Origin of the sequence: Ramlibacter sp. AN1015 (genome assembly GCF_037726105.1) — a bacterium.
Taxonomy (GTDB): Bacteria; Pseudomonadota; Gammaproteobacteria; order Burkholderiales; family Burkholderiaceae_C; genus Ramlibacter.
Window position 1 is genome coordinate 555,719 of the sequence record NZ_JBBJUM010000001.1, and the last position, 17,661, is coordinate 573,379.

12 protein-coding genes and 1 tRNA gene are annotated in these 17,661 nt (G+C 66.6%); all 13 read right to left on the reverse strand.

What is annotated here, in order from left to right:
* Position 1 precedes the first annotated feature (1 nt).
* The 13 genes from WG922_RS02680 to WG922_RS02740 all read right to left on the reverse strand — a co-directional run bounded on the left by WG922_RS02680 (position 2) and on the right by WG922_RS02740 (position 17,511).
* Positions 2–2,368, reverse strand: a complete 2,367-nt coding sequence (locus WG922_RS02680; protein WP_340280440.1) for a sensor histidine kinase — start codon at positions 2,366–2,368, stop codon at positions 2–4.
* Positions 2,365–2,922, reverse strand: a complete 558-nt coding sequence (locus WG922_RS02685; RefSeq protein ID WP_340280441.1) for a DUF4390 domain-containing protein — start codon at positions 2,920–2,922, stop codon at positions 2,365–2,367. The genes WG922_RS02680 and WG922_RS02685 overlap by 4 nt, the downstream gene beginning before the upstream one ends.
* A 31-nt stretch (positions 2,923–2,953) precedes the next feature.
* Positions 2,954–4,333 (reverse strand): 16S rRNA (cytosine(967)-C(5))-methyltransferase RsmB, encoded by a 1,380-nt coding sequence (gene rsmB, locus WG922_RS02690; protein ID WP_340280443.1) that lies wholly within the window; start codon positions 4,331–4,333, stop codon positions 2,954–2,956.
* Positions 4,330–4,884 (reverse strand): LemA family protein, encoded by a 555-nt coding sequence (locus WG922_RS02695; protein ID WP_340280444.1) that lies wholly within the window; start codon positions 4,882–4,884, stop codon positions 4,330–4,332. Before WG922_RS02695 ends, rsmB begins: the two co-directional genes overlap by 4 nt.
* A gap of 114 nt (positions 4,885–4,998) precedes the next feature.
* Positions 4,999–9,231, reverse strand: a complete 4,233-nt coding sequence (gene rpoC, locus WG922_RS02700) for a DNA-directed RNA polymerase subunit beta' (protein ID WP_340280445.1) — start codon at positions 9,229–9,231, stop codon at positions 4,999–5,001.
* A gap of 144 nt (positions 9,232–9,375) precedes the next feature.
* The gene (gene rpoB, locus WG922_RS02705) at positions 9,376–13,488 is read right to left on the reverse strand and encodes a DNA-directed RNA polymerase subunit beta (protein WP_340280447.1); all 4,113 of its coding nucleotides are present in this window, start codon (positions 13,486–13,488) and stop codon (positions 9,376–9,378) included.
* A 389-nt stretch (positions 13,489–13,877) separates the two neighbouring features.
* Positions 13,878–14,255: a 50S ribosomal protein L7/L12 gene (gene rplL / locus WG922_RS02710; protein WP_340280449.1), complete on the reverse strand. Its 378-nt coding sequence runs from the start codon at positions 14,253–14,255 to the stop codon at positions 13,878–13,880.
* A 38-nt stretch (positions 14,256–14,293) separates the two neighbouring features.
* The gene (rplJ, locus tag WG922_RS02715; RefSeq protein WP_340280450.1) at positions 14,294–14,827 is read right to left on the reverse strand and encodes a 50S ribosomal protein L10; all 534 of its coding nucleotides are present in this window, start codon (positions 14,825–14,827) and stop codon (positions 14,294–14,296) included.
* A gap of 260 nt (positions 14,828–15,087) precedes the next feature.
* The gene (rplA, locus tag WG922_RS02720) at positions 15,088–15,786 is read right to left on the reverse strand and encodes a 50S ribosomal protein L1 (RefSeq protein ID WP_340280451.1); all 699 of its coding nucleotides are present in this window, start codon (positions 15,784–15,786) and stop codon (positions 15,088–15,090) included.
* Positions 15,787–16,218 carry a 50S ribosomal protein L11 gene (rplK, locus tag WG922_RS02725; protein WP_340280453.1) on the reverse strand — a complete coding sequence of 144 codons (432 nt, stop codon included), beginning with the start codon at positions 16,216–16,218 and terminating at the stop codon, positions 15,787–15,789. It lies immediately after the preceding gene.
* Between the two features lie 122 nt (positions 16,219–16,340).
* Positions 16,341–16,928, reverse strand: a complete 588-nt coding sequence (nusG, locus tag WG922_RS02730; protein WP_445322780.1) for a transcription termination/antitermination protein NusG — start codon at positions 16,926–16,928, stop codon at positions 16,341–16,343.
* A 12-nt stretch (positions 16,929–16,940) separates the two neighbouring features.
* Positions 16,941–17,321 carry a preprotein translocase subunit SecE gene (gene secE, locus WG922_RS02735; protein WP_340280459.1) on the reverse strand — a complete coding sequence of 127 codons (381 nt, stop codon included), beginning with the start codon at positions 17,319–17,321 and terminating at the stop codon, positions 16,941–16,943.
* Between the two features lie 114 nt (positions 17,322–17,435).
* Positions 17,436–17,511 (reverse strand) — tRNA-Trp (locus WG922_RS02740).
* Positions 17,512–17,661 lie beyond the last annotated feature (150 nt).

The following is a 17,661-nucleotide window of genomic DNA, read 5'->3' on the forward strand; positions in this document are numbered from 1 at the left end:
GCTATGCCGCAACTGCGAATGATAGCGACACTTGCGCTCCAGTAATCGTGCCGTCTTGCAACCGGTTCTTCAGATCGACACGTGCGCCGTGTTCGTCGGCAATCTTCTTGACCACCGCCAGCCCGAGGCCTGTGCCCTTCGCCTTGGTAGTCACGTAGGGCTCGAACGCACGCTTGAGGATGTGCTCCGGGAATCCCGGCCCGGTGTCCTGCACGATGAGGCGTACCCGGCGAGAGACTTCGTTCCACTGCGTGCGCAGCGTCACCTCGGGCTGCGGGCGGCCTTCGACCGCATCCTGGGCGTTCTGCAGCAGGTTATGGATCACCTGGCGCAGTTGCATGGCGTCGCCGAGCACGGGCGGGCACGACGCATCGAGCTCCATGCGCACCCGCCCCTGCGCCGAGACGGCGGCGGCCTCGCCGGCCTCGCGCCCGTAGAGGTGGAGCACATCGCCGATGAGACCGTTGAGATCCACCGGCTTGAGTTCGGCACTCGGCAGGCGGGCGTAGTCGCGGAATTCATCGACCAGCCTTTTCATGGCATCGACCTGATCAACGATGGTGCGCACCGACTTCGCGAGCATCGCGCGCTCGGGCTCGCCGAGCTTGGCCGAGAGCTTCATCTCGAGCCGCTCGGCAGACAGCTGGATCGGGGTGAGCGGGTTCTTGATCTCGTGGGCGAGCCGCCGCGCGACCTCGCCCCAGGCCTGTGCCCGCTGCGCCGAGACGACTTCCGAGATGTCGTCGAGCACCAGCAGGTGGGCCGGCTGCCCGGTGATGCCGGCGGGCATTTCGGCACCGCGAACGACGAGCGTGAGCGCGCTGATGGCTCGCGGCGAGCCCGGCTGGGCGGGTGCGTGCAGCTCGAACGACTGTTGCCAGTGGTCGAGCCCGTGCTGCAGGCGCTCGGCGTGGAACTCCGCGAACTGCGCTTGCACCGCCGCGCCGAACGCCTCGAGCCCGGGCGCGGTTGCGAGCGGCTGGCCCTGCAGCGAGGCGAGCGGCAGGCGCATGATGCGGGTCGCACCCGGGTTGGCCGACAGGATGCGCCCCTCCGGGTCGAGCAGGATGACCCCGGCGGTGAGGTTGTCCAGGATGGTTTGCAAGCGCCCCCGCGCAGCATCGACCTCGCCCATGCTTTTCTCGACCGCGGCGCGGGCGTCGGCGAGCTGCTGCGTCATGTCGGCGAAGGAGCGTGTGAGTCCGCCGAGTTCATCCTTGCCCTGCAGCACCGGCTTGGGGCTGAGGTCGCCGGCTGCGACCTCGCGCACGCCGGCCGCCAGCAGCAGCAGCGGCCGCGCCAGCGAATTGCCCAGCACCACCGCCAGCAGCACGGCCCCAAATACCGAGAGGAACAGGCTCAGGGTGAGCGTGCCGATGTACATGCGACGCAAGCCATCGCGCGCCAGCGCCCGCTGCTGGTATTCGCGGTTGGCCTCCTGTACTGCGATGGCGTTGGCCACCAGCGTCGCAGGCAGCTGCTGGGTGGCTTGCAGATAGCGCGGCTCGCCCAGGAAGCCGAAGTTCGAAGGAGTAACGAGCGCCAGCGCGCGAATGCGCGCGCTCTTGAGCGCCGTCGGCAGGCCTTCGTCCAATCCTTCGATGACGGACAGTGCGCGCTGCGTGCGGGCGGTTCGCAGCTGCTGCGGGCTGGGACGCTCGGGATTGAGCTGGAACCGCGACTGCCCGGCGCTGGCGATCAGTTGCCCGCTGCCGCTCCAGAGAATGAGGTCGTTGGCCTGCAGCTGCTCGCGCAGGCGTTCGAGCACGACGGGAATGGCAGCATCCGAGGTGTCGGCCAGCTGGTTGGCGGCATTGCGGGTCTTGCCGGCGAGGTCGCCGGCGAGCACGTCGAGAGTGGATCGGCCGAGGCTCAGGCCGGCGTCGAGCGCGCCCTCGACCTGCACGTCGAACCAGCTCTCGATGGAGCGGGAGACGAACTGGTAGGACACAACGTAGATCAGCATGCCCGGCAGCAGGCCGACGAGCGCGAAGATGGCGGCAAGCCGGATCAACAGCCGGCTGCCGAACTTGCCCCGGCGCAGGCGCGAGAACAGGCGCAGCGCCATCCACGCGATGACCACCAGCAGCAGCGCGGCCACCACCACATTGATGATGAAGAGGCGCCCGTAATTGCGCTCGTACAGCTCGCGGTTGTTGGTGGCCTGCGCCAGCAGGAACAGCAGCACGATGCCGATGCCCACCATCACGGTGGCGCCCACCAGCACGGCCCAGCGCAGGGCACGCGCGCTGCGCTGGCGCTTGGCAGCCTCGGCCGATCCTGGCGGCGGTCCGGACTCGAGGTCAGGCCCCGGTGTCGGCCCCGGTGTCGGCGCCGGTGCGGGCGCGGGTGCGGGCGGACGATTCATCGGCCCCCCTCGGGGGGCAGCCGTACCGACCGGCTGGCGGCGATGCTCCACTCGGGCTGCCCCACCACGCCTATCTGGAATGGCCGCGGCAGCTGTGACAGCTCCAGCCGGAAGTCGAGCACCACTTCGTGACGCGCATTCGCGTCGATCTCGGAGGAATCAGCGACTTTCCAGCCGGAGATCCGCTGCATGGCCGCGAGCGCCTCGTCGCGCGTGTCGAAGCTCTGCCCCAGGGCGCCGCCGCCGTTCTGTCCCAAGGGCGTACTGGTGACCTGCAGCCGCCATCGGCGCGTCAGCGGCTGGTAGGAAAGGCGCATGTAGCGGATGTCCTCGGCAACCTGCTTGTCATACCAGTACCAGCGGTCGCGCAGCACGACCGCCTGCGCCACGAACACCATCGGGATTCCCTTGAGCAGCGCGTCCTCTACCGGCGCCGGCAGCTCGAAGCGCACCTGTGCCGACAGCAGCAGGCCGTCGTCGGTGCGCTCGACGCGCAAGGCGGCGATGTCTGTCGGTTCGGCCCGGGCGGCGCCGAGGGCCAGCGTCAGGAGCACGAGCCCGAGCGCCAGAGCGCGCGCGAGCCGGTCAAGCCACGGGGTGTGCCGACGAACGCTTGTGCAGCAGTGCGTAGAAGAAGCCGTCGTGGTCACTGGGCAGATTGTCCGGGACGCCTGTACCCCACGCCTGCGCGCGGGGGAGCAAATGCCCGGGCGCGGGCAGCAAAAAAGCGTCGGTGTTGTGCGCAACAAACGTTCGCATGCGGTCCTCGCCTTCGGCGCGGAACACGGAGCAGGTGCAGTAAAGCAGGCGCCCGCCCGGCCGCACCAGCGGCCACAAGGCGTCCAGCAGGCGGGCCTGCTGGCGTGCGAGCGTGTCGAGGTCGGCGGCGCGGCGCAGCCACCGCACGTCGGGGTGGCGGCGCACGATGCCCGAGGCCGTGCAGGGCGCATCCAGCAAGACGGCGTCGAAGGCGAGCCCGTCCCACCAGTCGGCAGGCCGGGCGGCGTCGGCGGCCACCACCCGCGCCTGCATCCCCAGGCGCGCCAGGGTCTGCGTGATGCGCTCGCAGCGCACCGGATCGATGTCGAGGGCGACCACTTCAGCCTGCGGACAGAGCTCGAGCAGGTGCGCCGTCTTGCCGCCAGGCGCGGCGCAGGCGTCGAGGATGCGCGGGCGGGCGGGCGCCGCACCGCCAGGCAGCTCCAGGCCTCGCAACAGCAGCGGCGCGGCGAGCTGGGCAGCCGCGTCCTGCACGGAAAAGCGGCCGCGATCCCACTGCGGCAGCTCGTGCACGGGCCGCGCCCGCGCGAGGCGGATCGCCTGTTCGCCGATGCGCTCGGCCTCGATTCCGGCCTGCAGCAGCAGCTCCAGAGCAGCGGCGGTACTGCCTTGCAGCACGTTGGCGCGCAGCACCATGGGCGCCTGCGCATTGTTCGCCTGCAGCACCTCTGCCCAGTGCCCGGGATGGTCGTGCTGCAGGCGCTGGATCCACCAGCCGCGGTGGTTCCAGCGGGCGACCGGCTGGCTGTCGGTGGCGGCCACGAGCGCATCGCGCTCGCGCAGGAACCGGCGCAGGCATGCATTCACGAAGCTGGCCTGCGACGCCGTTCGGCGCTCGCGCTTGGCAGCTTCGACCGCCTGATCGACCAGCGTGAACGGCTCGTAGGGCGCGAGCGCCTCGTCCCAGCCGAGCGCGAGCGCAGTGCACAGCAGCGCGTCGGCCGAAGGCGGGGGGGTGCGACGGGCGAGTTGCGCGCGCAGGGCCTCGGCGCGGCCAAGGTGACGCAGTGCCTGGAACGCCAGCGCCTGCGCCGCCGACCGCAGCTCGGCCGGCACCGCCGCCAGGGCGGGAGTTGCCGATGTCCCCTGCCGCACCGCCTGCACCACGCCCGCCGCGGCTTGCAGCTGACGCCACAGCGGCACGCCTGCAGCTGGCGCGCTGGCGCCCTGCGCACCCGCGTTCATAACGCATGCCCCGGCTTGAAGCCGAAGATCCAGGCCAGCAGCGCCGCGGGGAACTGCGCAACGGCTGCGTTATAGCGCGCTACGGCCTGATTGAATTGCTCGACGGCGGCGCTGGCCTGCGTGACGAGCTGGTCGCGGGTCGTCGCGAGGCTGTGCGGCAGGCGCGGCCCCGCCAGATCGTGTGCGTCCTCGCGCTCCACGCGCTCCCACGCCATGCGCAGCACGCCGTTGGCCGCGGCCAGCGCGTCCACCCGCTGCGCGTCCAGCGGCCGTGCGCGAACCTGCGCCAGCGTGGCGGCAAGCTGCAGGGCTGCGCCGTGCAGCCCGCCCCAGAACGATGGCTGGCCTTGTCCGGGGAACAGCGAATCGGGCGGCTGCCGATCGGAGGCGAGCAGCGATTCCACCAACTGCACTTCCTGCTGCAACTGCGCATCGACCTGCGCGAAGGCAGCGTTCACGTCGGCGCGCAGTCGCACCAGGCGGTTGTAGGCGCCCACGGACCAGAACAGCAGCACGGCGACAGCGCTCCAGGTGAGCAGGGATTGCGTCATAGGGAGCGAGAGCTTACCAACGCCGCGGCACGCCCCCTCCCGCTGCGGCCGGAAAAGAAAAAGGCCCCGCGCCGGCAAGCCGGCGCGGGGCGCGCAGGGATGGCGCCAGGGCGCTTATTCGGCCGAACTGCCTTCGCTGGTTTCGGGCAGGGGCGCGCCCTCGCCTTCGGCGATGGCGGCCAGCTCGGTGGCCTCGGCTTCGGCGATGGCGCGTCGCTCGGCCTCGTCCATCGCGTCCTTTGCCTTGCGCGCCTGGTGGTAGGCCATGCCGGTGCCCGCGGGGATCAGGCGGCCGACGATGACGTTTTCCTTCAGGCCGCGCAGTTCATCACGCTTGCCCATGATCGCCGCTTCGGTCAGCACCCGCGTGGTCTCCTGGAAGGAGGCTGCGGAGATGAACGAGTCGGTCGACAGCGAGGCCTTGGTGATGCCCAGCAGCAAGTTGCTGTAGGTCGAGGGAATCTTGCCCTCGGCACGCAGCGCGTCGTTGGTGTCGAGCATCTCGGAACGCTCGACCTGCTCGCCCGCGATGTAGCTGGACTCGCCCGGGTTCTCGACCACGACGCGGCGCAACATCTGGCGAACGATCACCTCGATGTGCTTGTCGTTGATCTTCACGCCCTGGAGGCGGTAGACGTCCTGCACCTCATCGACGATGTAGCGCGCAAGTTCTTCCATGCCCAGCAGGCGCAGGATGTCCTGCGGATCGGCCGGTCCATCGACCACGCTCTCGCCCTTGTTGACCACCTGGCCCTCGTGCACCAGGATGTTCTTTTCCTTGGGCACGAGCTCTTCGTGCACGCCGCCTTCGGGGTCGGTGATCTGCAGGCGGATCTTGCCCTTGGTCTCCTTGCCGAAGGACACGGTTCCGGTCATCTCGGCCAGCACGCCCTTGTCCTTGGGCGAGCGGGCTTCGAAGAGCTCGGCAACGCGGGGCAGACCGCCCGTGATGTCGCGGGTCTTCTGGCCTTCGACCGGGATGCGGGCGAGCACTTCGCCGCCGACGACTTCCTGGCCGTCGCGCACCTGGATCAGGGCGCCGACCTGGAAGCCGATGGTCACGGAGTGGTCGGTGCCGGGAATCTTCACCTCGTTGCCCGAGGCGTCGATCAGCTTGACCTGCGGGCGAACCACCTTGGCCGAGCCGCGGCGCTTCGGATCGATCACCACCAGGGTGGACAGGCCGGTCACTTCATCGACCTGCTTGGCCACCGTGAGGCCCTCTTCCACGTTCTCGAATTTCACCGTGCCGGCGAACTCCGTGATGATGGGTCGGGTCAGCGGATCCCAGTTGGCCAGCACCGTGCCGGCCTTGACCGACTGATCGGCCTTCACCGTCAACGTGGCACCGTACGGCACCTTGTGGCGCTCGCGCTCGCGACCGTGTTCGTCGTGGATCACGACCTCGCCGGAGCGGGCAATCACCACCAGTTCGCCGCGGCTGTTGCTCACGTAGCGCATCGTGCTGTTGAAGCCGATCACGCCATTGGACTTGGCTTCGACGCTGGAGGCGATGGCCGCACGCGAGGCCGCACCACCGATGTGGAACGTGCGCATGGTCAGCTGCGTGCCGGGCTCGCCGATCGACTGGGCGGCAATGACGCCGACGGCTTCACCGACGTTGACCAGGCCCCCGCGGCCGAGGTCGCGGCCATAGCAGCGCGCACACAGGCCGAAGCGGGTGGCGCAGGTCAGCGCCGTGCGCACCTTCACCTCGTCGACTCCGGCCGCCTCGAGCGTCTCGATGGTGTCCTCGTCGAGCATCTGGCCGGCCGGCACGATGACGGCGCGGTTCTCGGGGTGCAGCACTTCCTCGGCCGCGACGCGGCCCAGGATGCGGTCGCGCAGCGACTCGATGACTTCACCGCCCTCGACGATGGCGCGCATGAGCGAGCCCTCGGAGGTGCCGCAATCGTCTTCGGTCACGACCAGGTCCTGCGTCACATCGACGAGGCGGCGCGTGAGGTAGCCCGAGTTCGCGGTCTTCAGCGCCGTGTCGGCCAGGCCCTTGCGCGCGCCGTGCGTGGAGATGAAGTACTGCAGCACGTTCAGGCCTTCGCGGAAGTTGGCCGTGATGGGCGTCTCGATGATCGAGCCGTCCGGCTTGGCCATCAAACCCCGCATGCCCGCCAGCTGGCGGATCTGCGCGGCCGAGCCGCGGGCGCCGGAGTCGGCCATCATGTAGATGGAGTTGAACGACTCCTGGTCCACTTCGTTGCCGTGGCGGTCCTGCGTCTTCTGCTTGGCGAGCTGGGCCATCATGACCTTGGAGACTTCGTCGCCGGCCTTGCCCCAGATGTCCACCACCTTGTTGTAGCGCTCACCGGAGGTCACGAGGCCCGAGACGTACTGCTGCTCGATCTCCTTCACCTCGGCCTCGGCACGCCCGATGATGTCCGCCTTCTGCGGCGGCACCAGCATGTCGTCGATGGCGATCGAGATGCCGGCCTTGGTGGCCAGGCGGAAGCCGTTCTGCAGCAGCTTGTCGGCGAAGACCACGGTCTCCTTGAGGCCGCATCGGCGGAAGGAGACGTTGATCAGCTTGCTGATCTCCTTCTTCTTCAGCGCCTTGTTGATGTTGGAGAACGGCAGCCCCTTGGGCAGGATCTCCGACAGCAGCGCGCGTCCGACGGTGGTGTCGACCAGCGAGGTCGAGGCGGTGAATTCGCCCGTGTCCTTGTCGGCGGTCCATTCGGTCAGGCGCACGGCGATGCGGGCGGTGAGTTCGACCACGCCCGCGTCCAGCGCGCGCTGCACCTCGCCGACGTCCGCGAACACCATGCCCTCACCCTTGGCGTTGATGCGCTCGCGGGTGGTGTAGTACAGGCCCAGCACCACGTCCTGCGAAGGCACGATGGAGGGCTCGCCGTTGGCCGGGAACAGCACGTTGTTGGAGGCCAGCATCAGCGTGCGGGCTTCCATCTGCGCCTCGACCGACAGCGGCACGTGGACGGCCATCTGGTCGCCGTCGAAGTCGGCGTTGAAGGCCGCGCACACCAGCGGGTGCAGCTGGATCGCCTTGCCTTCGATCAGGATCGGCTCGAAGGCCTGGATGCCCAGGCGGTGCAGCGTCGGAGCGCGGTTCAGCAGGACGGGGTGCTCCTTGATCACCTCCTCCAGGATGTCCCACACCACGGGCGTGCCGGCCTCGACCTCTTTCTTGGCGGCCTTGATGGTGGTGGCGATGCCCATCGCCTCCAGGCGCGAGAAGATGAAGGGCTTGAACAGCTCGAGCGCCATCAGCTTGGGCAGACCGCACTGGTGCAGCTTGAGCGTCGGGCCCACGGTGATGACCGACCGGCCCGAGTAATCGACGCGCTTGCCCAGCAGGTTCTGGCGGAAGCGGCCGCTCTTGCCCTTGATCATGTCGGCCAGCGACTTGAGCGCGCGCTTGTTGGCGCCGGTCATGGCCTTGCCGCGGCGGCCGTTGTCCAGCAGGCTGTCGACCGCTTCCTGGAGCATGCGCTTCTCGTTGCGCGCGATGATCTCCGGCGCCTTGAGTTCGAGCAGGCGGCGCAGGCGGCTGTTGCGGTTGATGACGCGGCGGTACAGGTCGTTCAGGTCGGAGGTCGCGAAGCGGCCGCCGTCCAGGGGCACCAGCGGACGCAGGTCGGGCGGCAGCACGGGCAGCACGTCCATCACCATCCACTCGGGCTTGATGCCGGACTTCTTGAAGGCCTCGAGCACCTTCAGGCGCTTGGCATTCTTCTTGACCTTGACTTCGGAGCCGGTCAGGTCGCCGCGGAGCTTCTCGATCTCGATGTCGAGGTCGATACCCATGAGCAGGTCCTTGATGCCTTCGGCGCCCATCTTGGCGACGAATTCATCCCCGTGCTCCTTGCGCTTGGCGTCGTAGTCGTCCTCGGACATGATCCCGAACTTCTTCAGCGGGGTCATGCCGGGGTCGGTGATGACATAGGCCTCGAAGTACAGCACGCGCTCGATGTCGCGCAGCGTCATGTCGAGCACGAGGCCCAGGCGCGACGGCAGCGACTTCAGGAACCAGATGTGCGCGCAAGGCGCGGCCAGGTCGATGTGGCCCATGCGCTCGCGGCGCACCTTGGTCTGGGTCACTTCGACGCCGCACTTCTCGCAGATCACGCCGCGATGCTTCAGGCGCTTGTACTTGCCGCACAGGCACTCGTAGTCCTTGATGGGGCCGAAGATCTTGGCGCAGAAGAGACCGTCGCGCTCGGGCTTGAAGGTGCGGTAGTTGATGGTCTCGGGCTTCTTCACCTCGCCGAAAGACCAGGAACGGATCTTCTCGGGCGAAGCCATGCCGATGCGGATGGCATCGAAATGCTCGTCCGGCGTGAACTGCTTGAACAGGTCGAGTAGCGATTTCATGAACTCTTTCCCTTCTTTATTCGTTGACGGCGCCATACTGGGCACCAACCGGAACGTTCGGGGCAGCCGCGGAACCGGCTCTGCCGGGCCGCTGGCTGCGCCCCCTCGAGGGGCAGGCGCCGAAGGCGCTTCGAGGGTGGGCCATCAAGAGCGTTCCAGTTCCATGTCGATGCCGAGCGAGCGGATTTCCTTCACGAGCACGTTGAAGGATTCCGGCATGCCGGCCTCGATGGCGTGTTCGCCCTTGACGATGGACTCGTACACCTTGGTGCGGCCCTGGACGTCGTCGGACTTCACGGTAAGCATTTCCTGCAGCGTGTAGGACGCGCCATAGGCTTCCAGCGCCCAGACCTCCATCTCGCCGAAACGCTGGCCGCCGAACTGCGCCTTGCCGCCCAGCGGCTGCTGCGTGACCAGGCTGTAGGGGCCGGTAGAACGCGCGTGCATCTTGTCGTCCACCAGGTGGTGCAGCTTGAGCACGTGCATGTAGCCCACGGTCACCGGACGGTCGAACTGGTCGCCGGTGCGGCCGTCGAACAGGTGCGCCTGGGTGCGGGTGTCGGTCAGGCCCTTGGTCTTGGCGATGTCGTCCGGATAGGCCAGGTGCAGCATCGCGCGGATGTCCTTCTCGGCGGCACCATCGAACACCGGCGTCGCGAATGGCACGCCCTTGGCGAGCTCGCCGGCCATCGACAGCACGTCCTGGTCGCTCAGCGCGGCGAGGTCTTCGCGGCGGCCGGCCTGGTTGTAGACCTGCTCGAGGAACTGCCGCACCTCGGCCGCGGCGGCCTGCTGCTGCAACAGGTCACCGATGCGCTGACCGATGCCCTTGCCGGCCCAGCCCAGGTGCACTTCGAGGACCTGGCCCACGTTCATGCGCGAAGGCACGCCCAGCGGGTTCAGCACGATGTCGCACGGCGTGCCGTCGGCCATGTAGGGCATGTCCTCGACCGGAACGATCTTGGACACCACGCCCTTGTTGCCGTGGCGTCCGGCCATCTTGTCGCCGGGCTGCAGGCGGCGCTTGACGGCCAGGTAGACCTTGACCATCTTGAGCACGCCCGCCGGCAGCTCGTCGCCCTGCGTGAGCTTCTTGCGCTTTTCCTCGAACGCGAGGTCGAAGGAGTGGCGCTGCTGCTCGATCGAGTTCTTGATGGACTCGAGCTGGGCAGCGACGTCGTCCTCGGCCGGGCGGATGTCGAACCAGTGGTACTTCTCGATCGAGGACATGTACGCCTTGTCGATCTTCGTGCCCTTGGCGAGCTTCTGCGGACCACCGTTGGCGACACGGCCGGTCAGCAGCTTCTCGATCCGGTCGAATGCGTCGGCCTCGACGATGCGCAGCTGGTCGTTCAGGTCGAGCCGGAAGCGCTTGAGCTCGTCGTCGATGATCTGCTGGGCGCGCTTGTCGCGCTGAATGCCTTCACGGGTGAAGACCTGCACGTCGATGACGGTGCCCTGCGAGCCTTGATCGACGCGCAGCGAGGTGTCCTTCACGTCGGAGGCCTTCTCGCCGAAGATCGCGCGCAGCAGCTTTTCTTCGGGCGTGAGCGTCGTCTCGCCCTTGGGCGTGACCTTGCCCACCAGCGTGTCGCCCGGCATGACTTCGGCGCCCACGTAGATGATGCCGGACTCGTCCAGGCGATTGAGCTGCTGCTCGGACAGGTTCGGGATGTCGCGGGTGATTTCCTCGGCGCCCAGCTTGGTGTCCCGGGCCATCACCACCAGCTCTTCGATGTGGATCGAGGTGTAGCGGTCGTCGGCAACCACGCGCTCGCTGATCAGGATCGAGTCTTCGAAGTTGTAGCCGTTCCAGGGCATGAACGCGACCAGCATGTTCTGGCCCAGAGCCAGTTCGCCCAGGTCGGTCGAGGCGCCGTCGGCAATGACGTCGCCCTTGCCGATCTTGTCGCCGCGCTGGACGATCGGACGCTGGTGGATGTTCGTGTTCTGGTTGGAACGCTGGTATTTGATGAGGTTGTAGATGTCCACGCCGACTTCGCCGGCCTGCGCTTCCTCGTCGTTGACCCGCACGACCACGCGGGTGGCATCGACGTAATCGACGATCCCGCCGCGGTTGGCGGTGACCACCGTGCCGGAATCGACGGCCGAGACACGTTCGATGCCGGTGCCGACGAAAGCCTTTTCAGGGCGCAGCGTGGGCACGGCCTGGCGCTGCATGTTGGCGCCCATCAGCGCGCGGTTGGCGTCGTCGTGCTCCAGGAAGGGCACGAGCGAAGCGGCGACCGACACGATCTGCGCCGGCGACACGTCCATGTACTGGATGCGGTCGGCGCTGACCAGGATCGATTCGCCGCGTTCACGCGCGGACACCAGGTCGCCGGTCAGGCGGCCCTCTGCGTCCAGCACCGCGTTGGCCTGGGCGATCACGTACTTGCCTTCCTCGATGGCCGACAGGTAATCGATCTCCATGGTGACCTTGCCGTCCGCCACGCGGCGGTACGGCGTCTCGATGAATCCGTACTCGTTCAGGCGTGCGTACAGGGCCAGCGAGTTGATCAGGCCGATGTTCGGGCCTTCCGGCGTCTCGATCGGGCAGACACGGCCGTAGTGCGTGACGTGCACGTCGCGCACTTCGAAGCCGGCGCGCTCGCGCGTCAGTCCGCCCGGGCCGAGGGCGGAAACGCGGCGCTTGTGCGTGATCTCCGACAGCGGGTTGGTCTGGTCCATGAACTGCGACAGCTGCGAGGCGCCGAAGAACTCCTTGAGCGCCGCGGAAATCGGCTTGGAGTTGATCAGGTCGTGCGGCATCAGCGGCTCTTGCTCGGCCTGGCCCAGGCGCTCCTTGACGGCCTTCTCGATGCGGGCGAGGCCGGTGCGGTACTGGTTCTCGGCCAGCTCGCCGACGCAGCGCACGCGGCGGTTGCCCAGGTGATCGATGTCATCGACTTCGCCGCGACCGTTGCGCAGGTCCACCAGGATCTTGACCACGGCGAGGATGTCCTCGTTGGTCAGGACCATCGGGCCTGTGCTCTCGTCGCGGCCGACCTTGGCGTTGAACTTCATGCGGCCCACGCGCGACAGGTCGTAGGTGTCGGGGTTGTAGAACAGGCGCTGGAACAGGGCCTGCACCGCGTCCTCGGTGGGGGGCTCGCCGGGGCGCATCATGCGGTAGATGGCCACGCGCGCGGCGAACTCGTCCACCGTCTCGTCGCTGCGCAGGGTCTGGCTGATGTAGGGGCCCTGGTCGAGCTCGTTGGTGTAGATGACCTGCAGGTCCTGCACATTCGCCGTGCGCAGCTTCTTGAGCAGCGCCTCGGTGAGCTCGTCGTTGGCCTTGGCGATGATCTCGCCGGTGTCCTGGTCCACGATATTGCGCGCGACCACTCGACCGATGAGGAAGTCCTCGGGCACGCTGATGTGGGTGGTGCCGGACTGCTCGAGCTCGCGGGTGTGGCGCACGGTGATGCGCTTGTCCTTGGCCACGACCACCTTGCCCGACTTGTCGGTAATGTCGAAGCGTGCCACTTCGCCGCGCAGCCGCTCGGCGACGAACTCCATCTGGGCGCCGCTGTCCATCAGGCGGAAGTTGTCGTTGACGAAGAAGTTCGCCAGGATCGACTCGGGCGTCAGGCCGATGGCCTTGAGCAGGATCGTCACGGGCATCTTGCGGCGACGATCGACACGGAAATAAAGGACGTCCTTGGGGTCGAATTCGAAGTCGAGCCAGGAGCCACGGTAGGGAATGATCCGCGCCGAGAACAGCAGCTTGCCCGAGCTATGGGTCTTGCCCTTGTCGTGCTCGAAGAACACGCCGGGCGAGCGGTGCAGCTGCGACACGATCACGCGCTCGGTCCCGTTGATGATGAAGGAGCCCTTGTCCGTCATGAGCGGCACTTCGCCCATGTAGACCTCCTGCTCCTTGACCTCCTTGACCACCTTGGATTGGGAGGTGGAGGATTCGCGGTCGTAGATGATCAGCTGCACGCGTGCGCGCACGGCCGAAGCGAAGGTGAGTCCGCGGGTCTGGCACTCGCGCACGTCGAAGGCGGGCTTGGCCAGGTTGTATTCGATGAACTTCATCTCCACGAAACCGTTGTGGGAGACGATCGGGAAGGCGGCGTCGAAGGCGGCCTGGAGGCCTTCGATGGTGCGTTTCTGTGGCGCGACGTCGGCCTGCAGGAAGGCGGTGTAGGCGTCCTTCTGCATCTGCAGCAGGTACGGGACTTCCAGCACGCTTTCGCGGCTGCCGAAGCTCTTGCGGATGCGCTTGCGTTCGGTATAGGAATAGGCCATGAGATCTCCGGGCTATTGAGCTCTTGCGCAACTGTCGCGTCGAGCGCCCCTGGGCGAGAGGGCTCGACTGGCTTGGTGGGTTGGCCACTACCAACCATGGCGGACGGCGATGCATTGCACATCGCCCGAACCAAGGCGTCTTCTGCAGTCGGGGTCAGAAGACACTCGAAAAAACTGGGGAACCGCGTATTGGACCAGTCTTTTCGAGTGCGTTCTTCGTGCCTCCCTAGAGGCACCAATGGCTGGAGGCTTTTTCAAGCCCCCAGCCACCGGCAAATCGCCGTCTGGGCGCAACGATGCGGCCACCGGTCCCGCGAGCAAGGCCCCACCGCAGTGGGGCACACGCCGCAGGATCGAAGATCGGATCGCGCAGGTGCCCGGAACGTCGCTTACTTGAGTTCGACCTTGGCGCCGGCTTCTTCCAGCTTCTTCTTGGCTGCTTCGGCGTCGGCCTTGGCGATGCCTTCCTTGACGGCCTTGGGCGCGCCGTCCACCAGGTCCTTGGCTTCTTTCAGGCCCAGGCCGGTCAGTTCGCGCACGGCCTTGATGACCGACACCTTGTTGGCGCCGGCTTCCAGCAGCTGCACGGTGAACTCGGTCTTCTCTTCAGCGGCCGGGGCAGCGGCACCGCCACCACCAGCAGCGGGAGCAGCCATCGCCGCGGCGCTCACGCCGAACTTCTCTTCGATCGCCTTGACCAGGTCGTTGAGTTCCATCACGGACATGCTGTCCAGGGCCGTGAGGAATGCGTCTTTGTCGAATGCCATTTGATTTCCTAAATAAGTTGGTTGGGTTGCTTGTGCGCTCAGGCGGCGGGTGCGGCTTCCGCCGGGGCCGCCGCTTCTGCAGCGCCTTCGCTGCGCTTGGCTGCGAGTGCGCTGAGCACGACGGCGGTGCGGGACACCGGGGACATCAACAGGCCACACAGCTGCGCCAGCAGGACTTCCTTGGAGGGAACGCTCGCCAGCTGCTTCACGCCTTCGACATCCAGGGCCTTGCCGCCGTAAGCGCCGCCGCGGATGACCAGCTTGTCGTTGGTCTTCGCGAAATCGGCCACCACCTTGGCGGCGGCGACTGCGTCCACTGAGAAGCCGTAGATCAGCGGGCCCGTCATCTGGTCGGCGACGAGTTCGAACGCGCTTCCGGCGACAGCACGGCGAGCCAGGGTGTTCTTGAGAACACTCAGGGTCACGCCCTTGCTGCGCGCCTCGTTGCGCAATTTCGTCATGTCGGCGACCGTGATGCCGCGGTATTCCGCCATCACCAGCGTTTGAGCTTGAGCGGCGAGCCCGGTCACCTCTTCGACGACCGCTTGCTTCTCACTGCGATTCAGACTCAAGGTCTACTCCTTCAAAATGTGCCCTTGGGCTTGCGCCTGGGACACGCCTTTCTTGCAGCGACCAACTGTTTTCAGAAATTGCGGTTCACTCAATTCCATCTTCAGCGGGATCGCCATCTGCGTTGGCAGCTCGAAGAGCGATTAAGCACGCCAGGCGTGCACCAACGGTCTCGGATGGCCTGCCGCTTCCGCGGACGGTTGCGGCAGCCCACCACGCCCGCCACCCCCGAGGGGATGGCGAGAATTCGCTTGCGTTGCGGTCAGGCCGCCGAGAGGGTCTGGGTGTCCACGCGGACGCCCACACCCATGGTCGACGAGACCGCCAGCTTGCGCAGGTAGATGCCCTTGCTCGTCGCCGGTTTGGCCTTGTTCAGAGCCTCGACCAGCGCCGCCAGGTTGCCCTGCAGCTTGTCGGCTTCGAACGAACGGCGGCCGATGGTGGCGTGCACGATGCCGGCCTTGTCGACGCGGAACTGGACCTGACCGGCCTTGGCGTTCTTCACGGCCGTGGCGACGTCGGGGGTCACGGTGCCGACCTTCGGGTTGGGCATCAGTCCACGCGGGCCGAGGATCTGACCCAGCGTTCCGACCACGCGCATGGCGTCCGGCGCGGCGATGACCACGTCGAAGGGCATGTCACCCGCCTTGACGCGCGCGGCAAGGTCGTCCATGCCGACGACGTCGGCGCCGGCGGCCTTGGCTTCCTCGGCCTTCGGGCCTTGGGCGAACACAGCGACGCGCTTGGTCTTGCCCAGCCCGTTGGGCATGACGACGGCGCCACGCACCACCTGATCGGACTTCTTGGCATCGACGCCGAGCTGCACCGCCACGTCGATGGATTCATCGAACTTGGCCGTCGCGCATTCCTTGACGATGCTCAGCGCGTCGCCGAGCGAGTACAGCTTGTTGCTGTCGACCTTGCCCTGCTGGGCCTTTTGCTTCTTGGTCAGCTTAGCCATTTACACACCCTCCACGGTGACGCCCATCGAGCGGGCCGAACCGGCGATGGTGCGCACGGCGGCATCCAGGTCGGCGGCGGTCATGTCCTTCATCTTGGTCTTGGCGATTTCCTCGAGCTGCGCCCGGGTGATCTTGCCGACCTTGTCGCTGTGCGGCTTGGCCGAGCCCTTGTCCAGCTTGATCGACTTCTTGATCAGAGTCGTGGCCGGGGGCGTCTTGATGATGAAGGTGAAGCTCTTGTCCGCGTAGGCGGTGATGACCACCGGCAGCGGCAGACCGGGCTCGACGCCCTGGGTCTGGGCGTTGAACGCCTTGCAGAACTCCATGATGTTCAGGCCGCGCTGTCCGAGGGCAGGGCCGATCGGGGGCGACGGGTTGGCCTTGCCAGCCGGCACTTGCAGCTTGACAAAACCGACGATTTTCTTCGCCATGGTGATTTACTCCTTGCGGGTAATAACGCCTCGGCACGCGGCCAAGGCTCCCCGGGGTTTGCGACTCCGTTGTCTTGCATCCGCACCGCGCCGAGTCGAGGAGCGCGGGCGACGTCTCGTCGTCAGGCCTTCTCGACCTGGCTGAACTCCAGCTCGACCGGTGTGGCACGACCGAAAATCGTGACCGACACGCGCACCTTGCTTTTCTCGTAGTTGACTTCCTCGACGGTGCCGTTGAAGTCGGTGAACGGTCCTTCCTTGACGCGCACGTATTCACCCACCACAAACTCGACCTTGTGTCGGGGCTTCTCCACGCCCTCTTCCATCTGGCCCAGGATCTTGGCCACCTCGTCCTCGGAGATCGGCGCGGGACGGTTCTTGGCGCCGCCGACAAAGCCGGTGACCTTGTTCGTGTGCTTGACCAGGTGCCAGGTGTCGTCGTTCATCACCATCTGCACCAGCACATAGCCCGGATAGAAGCGGCGCTCGGACGTGCGCTTCTGGCCGTTCTTGATCTCGACCACTTCCTCGGTGGGCACGAGGATCTCGCCGAACATGTCCTGCATTCCGGCACGGGCGATCCGCTCGCGGATGTTCCGCTCGACCGCCTTCTCCATGCCCGAGTACGCGTGCACGACATACCAGCGCAGGTCCGGGTTCACGGGTTTGGCCGCAGCGGCGTCCGGTGTGCCGGTCGGGGTCGTTTCCATTTCGCTCATGCCTTATCTCCAGCGCAGGATCAGGTCGTAGAAGACCCATTCGATCGTCTTGTCCGTAAGCCACAGGAACAAGGCCATGACCACCACGAAGGCAAACACGTAGGCGGTGACCTGCAAGGATTCCTTGCGGGAGGGCCACACCACCTTCTTGACTTCGCGCGTGGAGTCGTGGGCAAAAGCTCCGAGTTGCTTGCCCGCTTCGGCGGTGAAAAACACCCCGGCGGCAGCGATGATCGCAAGGACCAGCGCGCCCCACTGGACGAGCGGCCCCTGCCGCCCCAGGAGGTAGAAGCACGCCAGGCCGGCGACGACCAGCAGGGCGGCAACCCCGAGCTTGGCCTTTTCGGCGCCGGAGCTGACGGTTTCAACTTGAGAAGAGGCCATGAAGGCGGATTTCCTGCTTCGAATTCGGGGCGCCTTCGAAAGGCGCTAACCCGCCTTGCGGCGGGTTGCGTTTTTTCGGTCCCTCGCATGCGAGGAGGACCGGGGCCACCTAGGTGGCAGGGGCAGTAGGAATCGAACCTACAACCTTCGGTTTTGGAGACCGACGCTCTGCCAATTGAGCTATACCCCTATGTTCGTTTGCCCGGTCTGCCGCGTCTGCCAGCTGCACTTTGGAGCGCTTACCGCGGCGGAGTACGGCTTCGCGCAACTCAGCACATCCTGGCGCGCTCGCGTTGACCAGATGATCCGAACAAAGCGCAAACGGTTGCCTGCGCCCTGC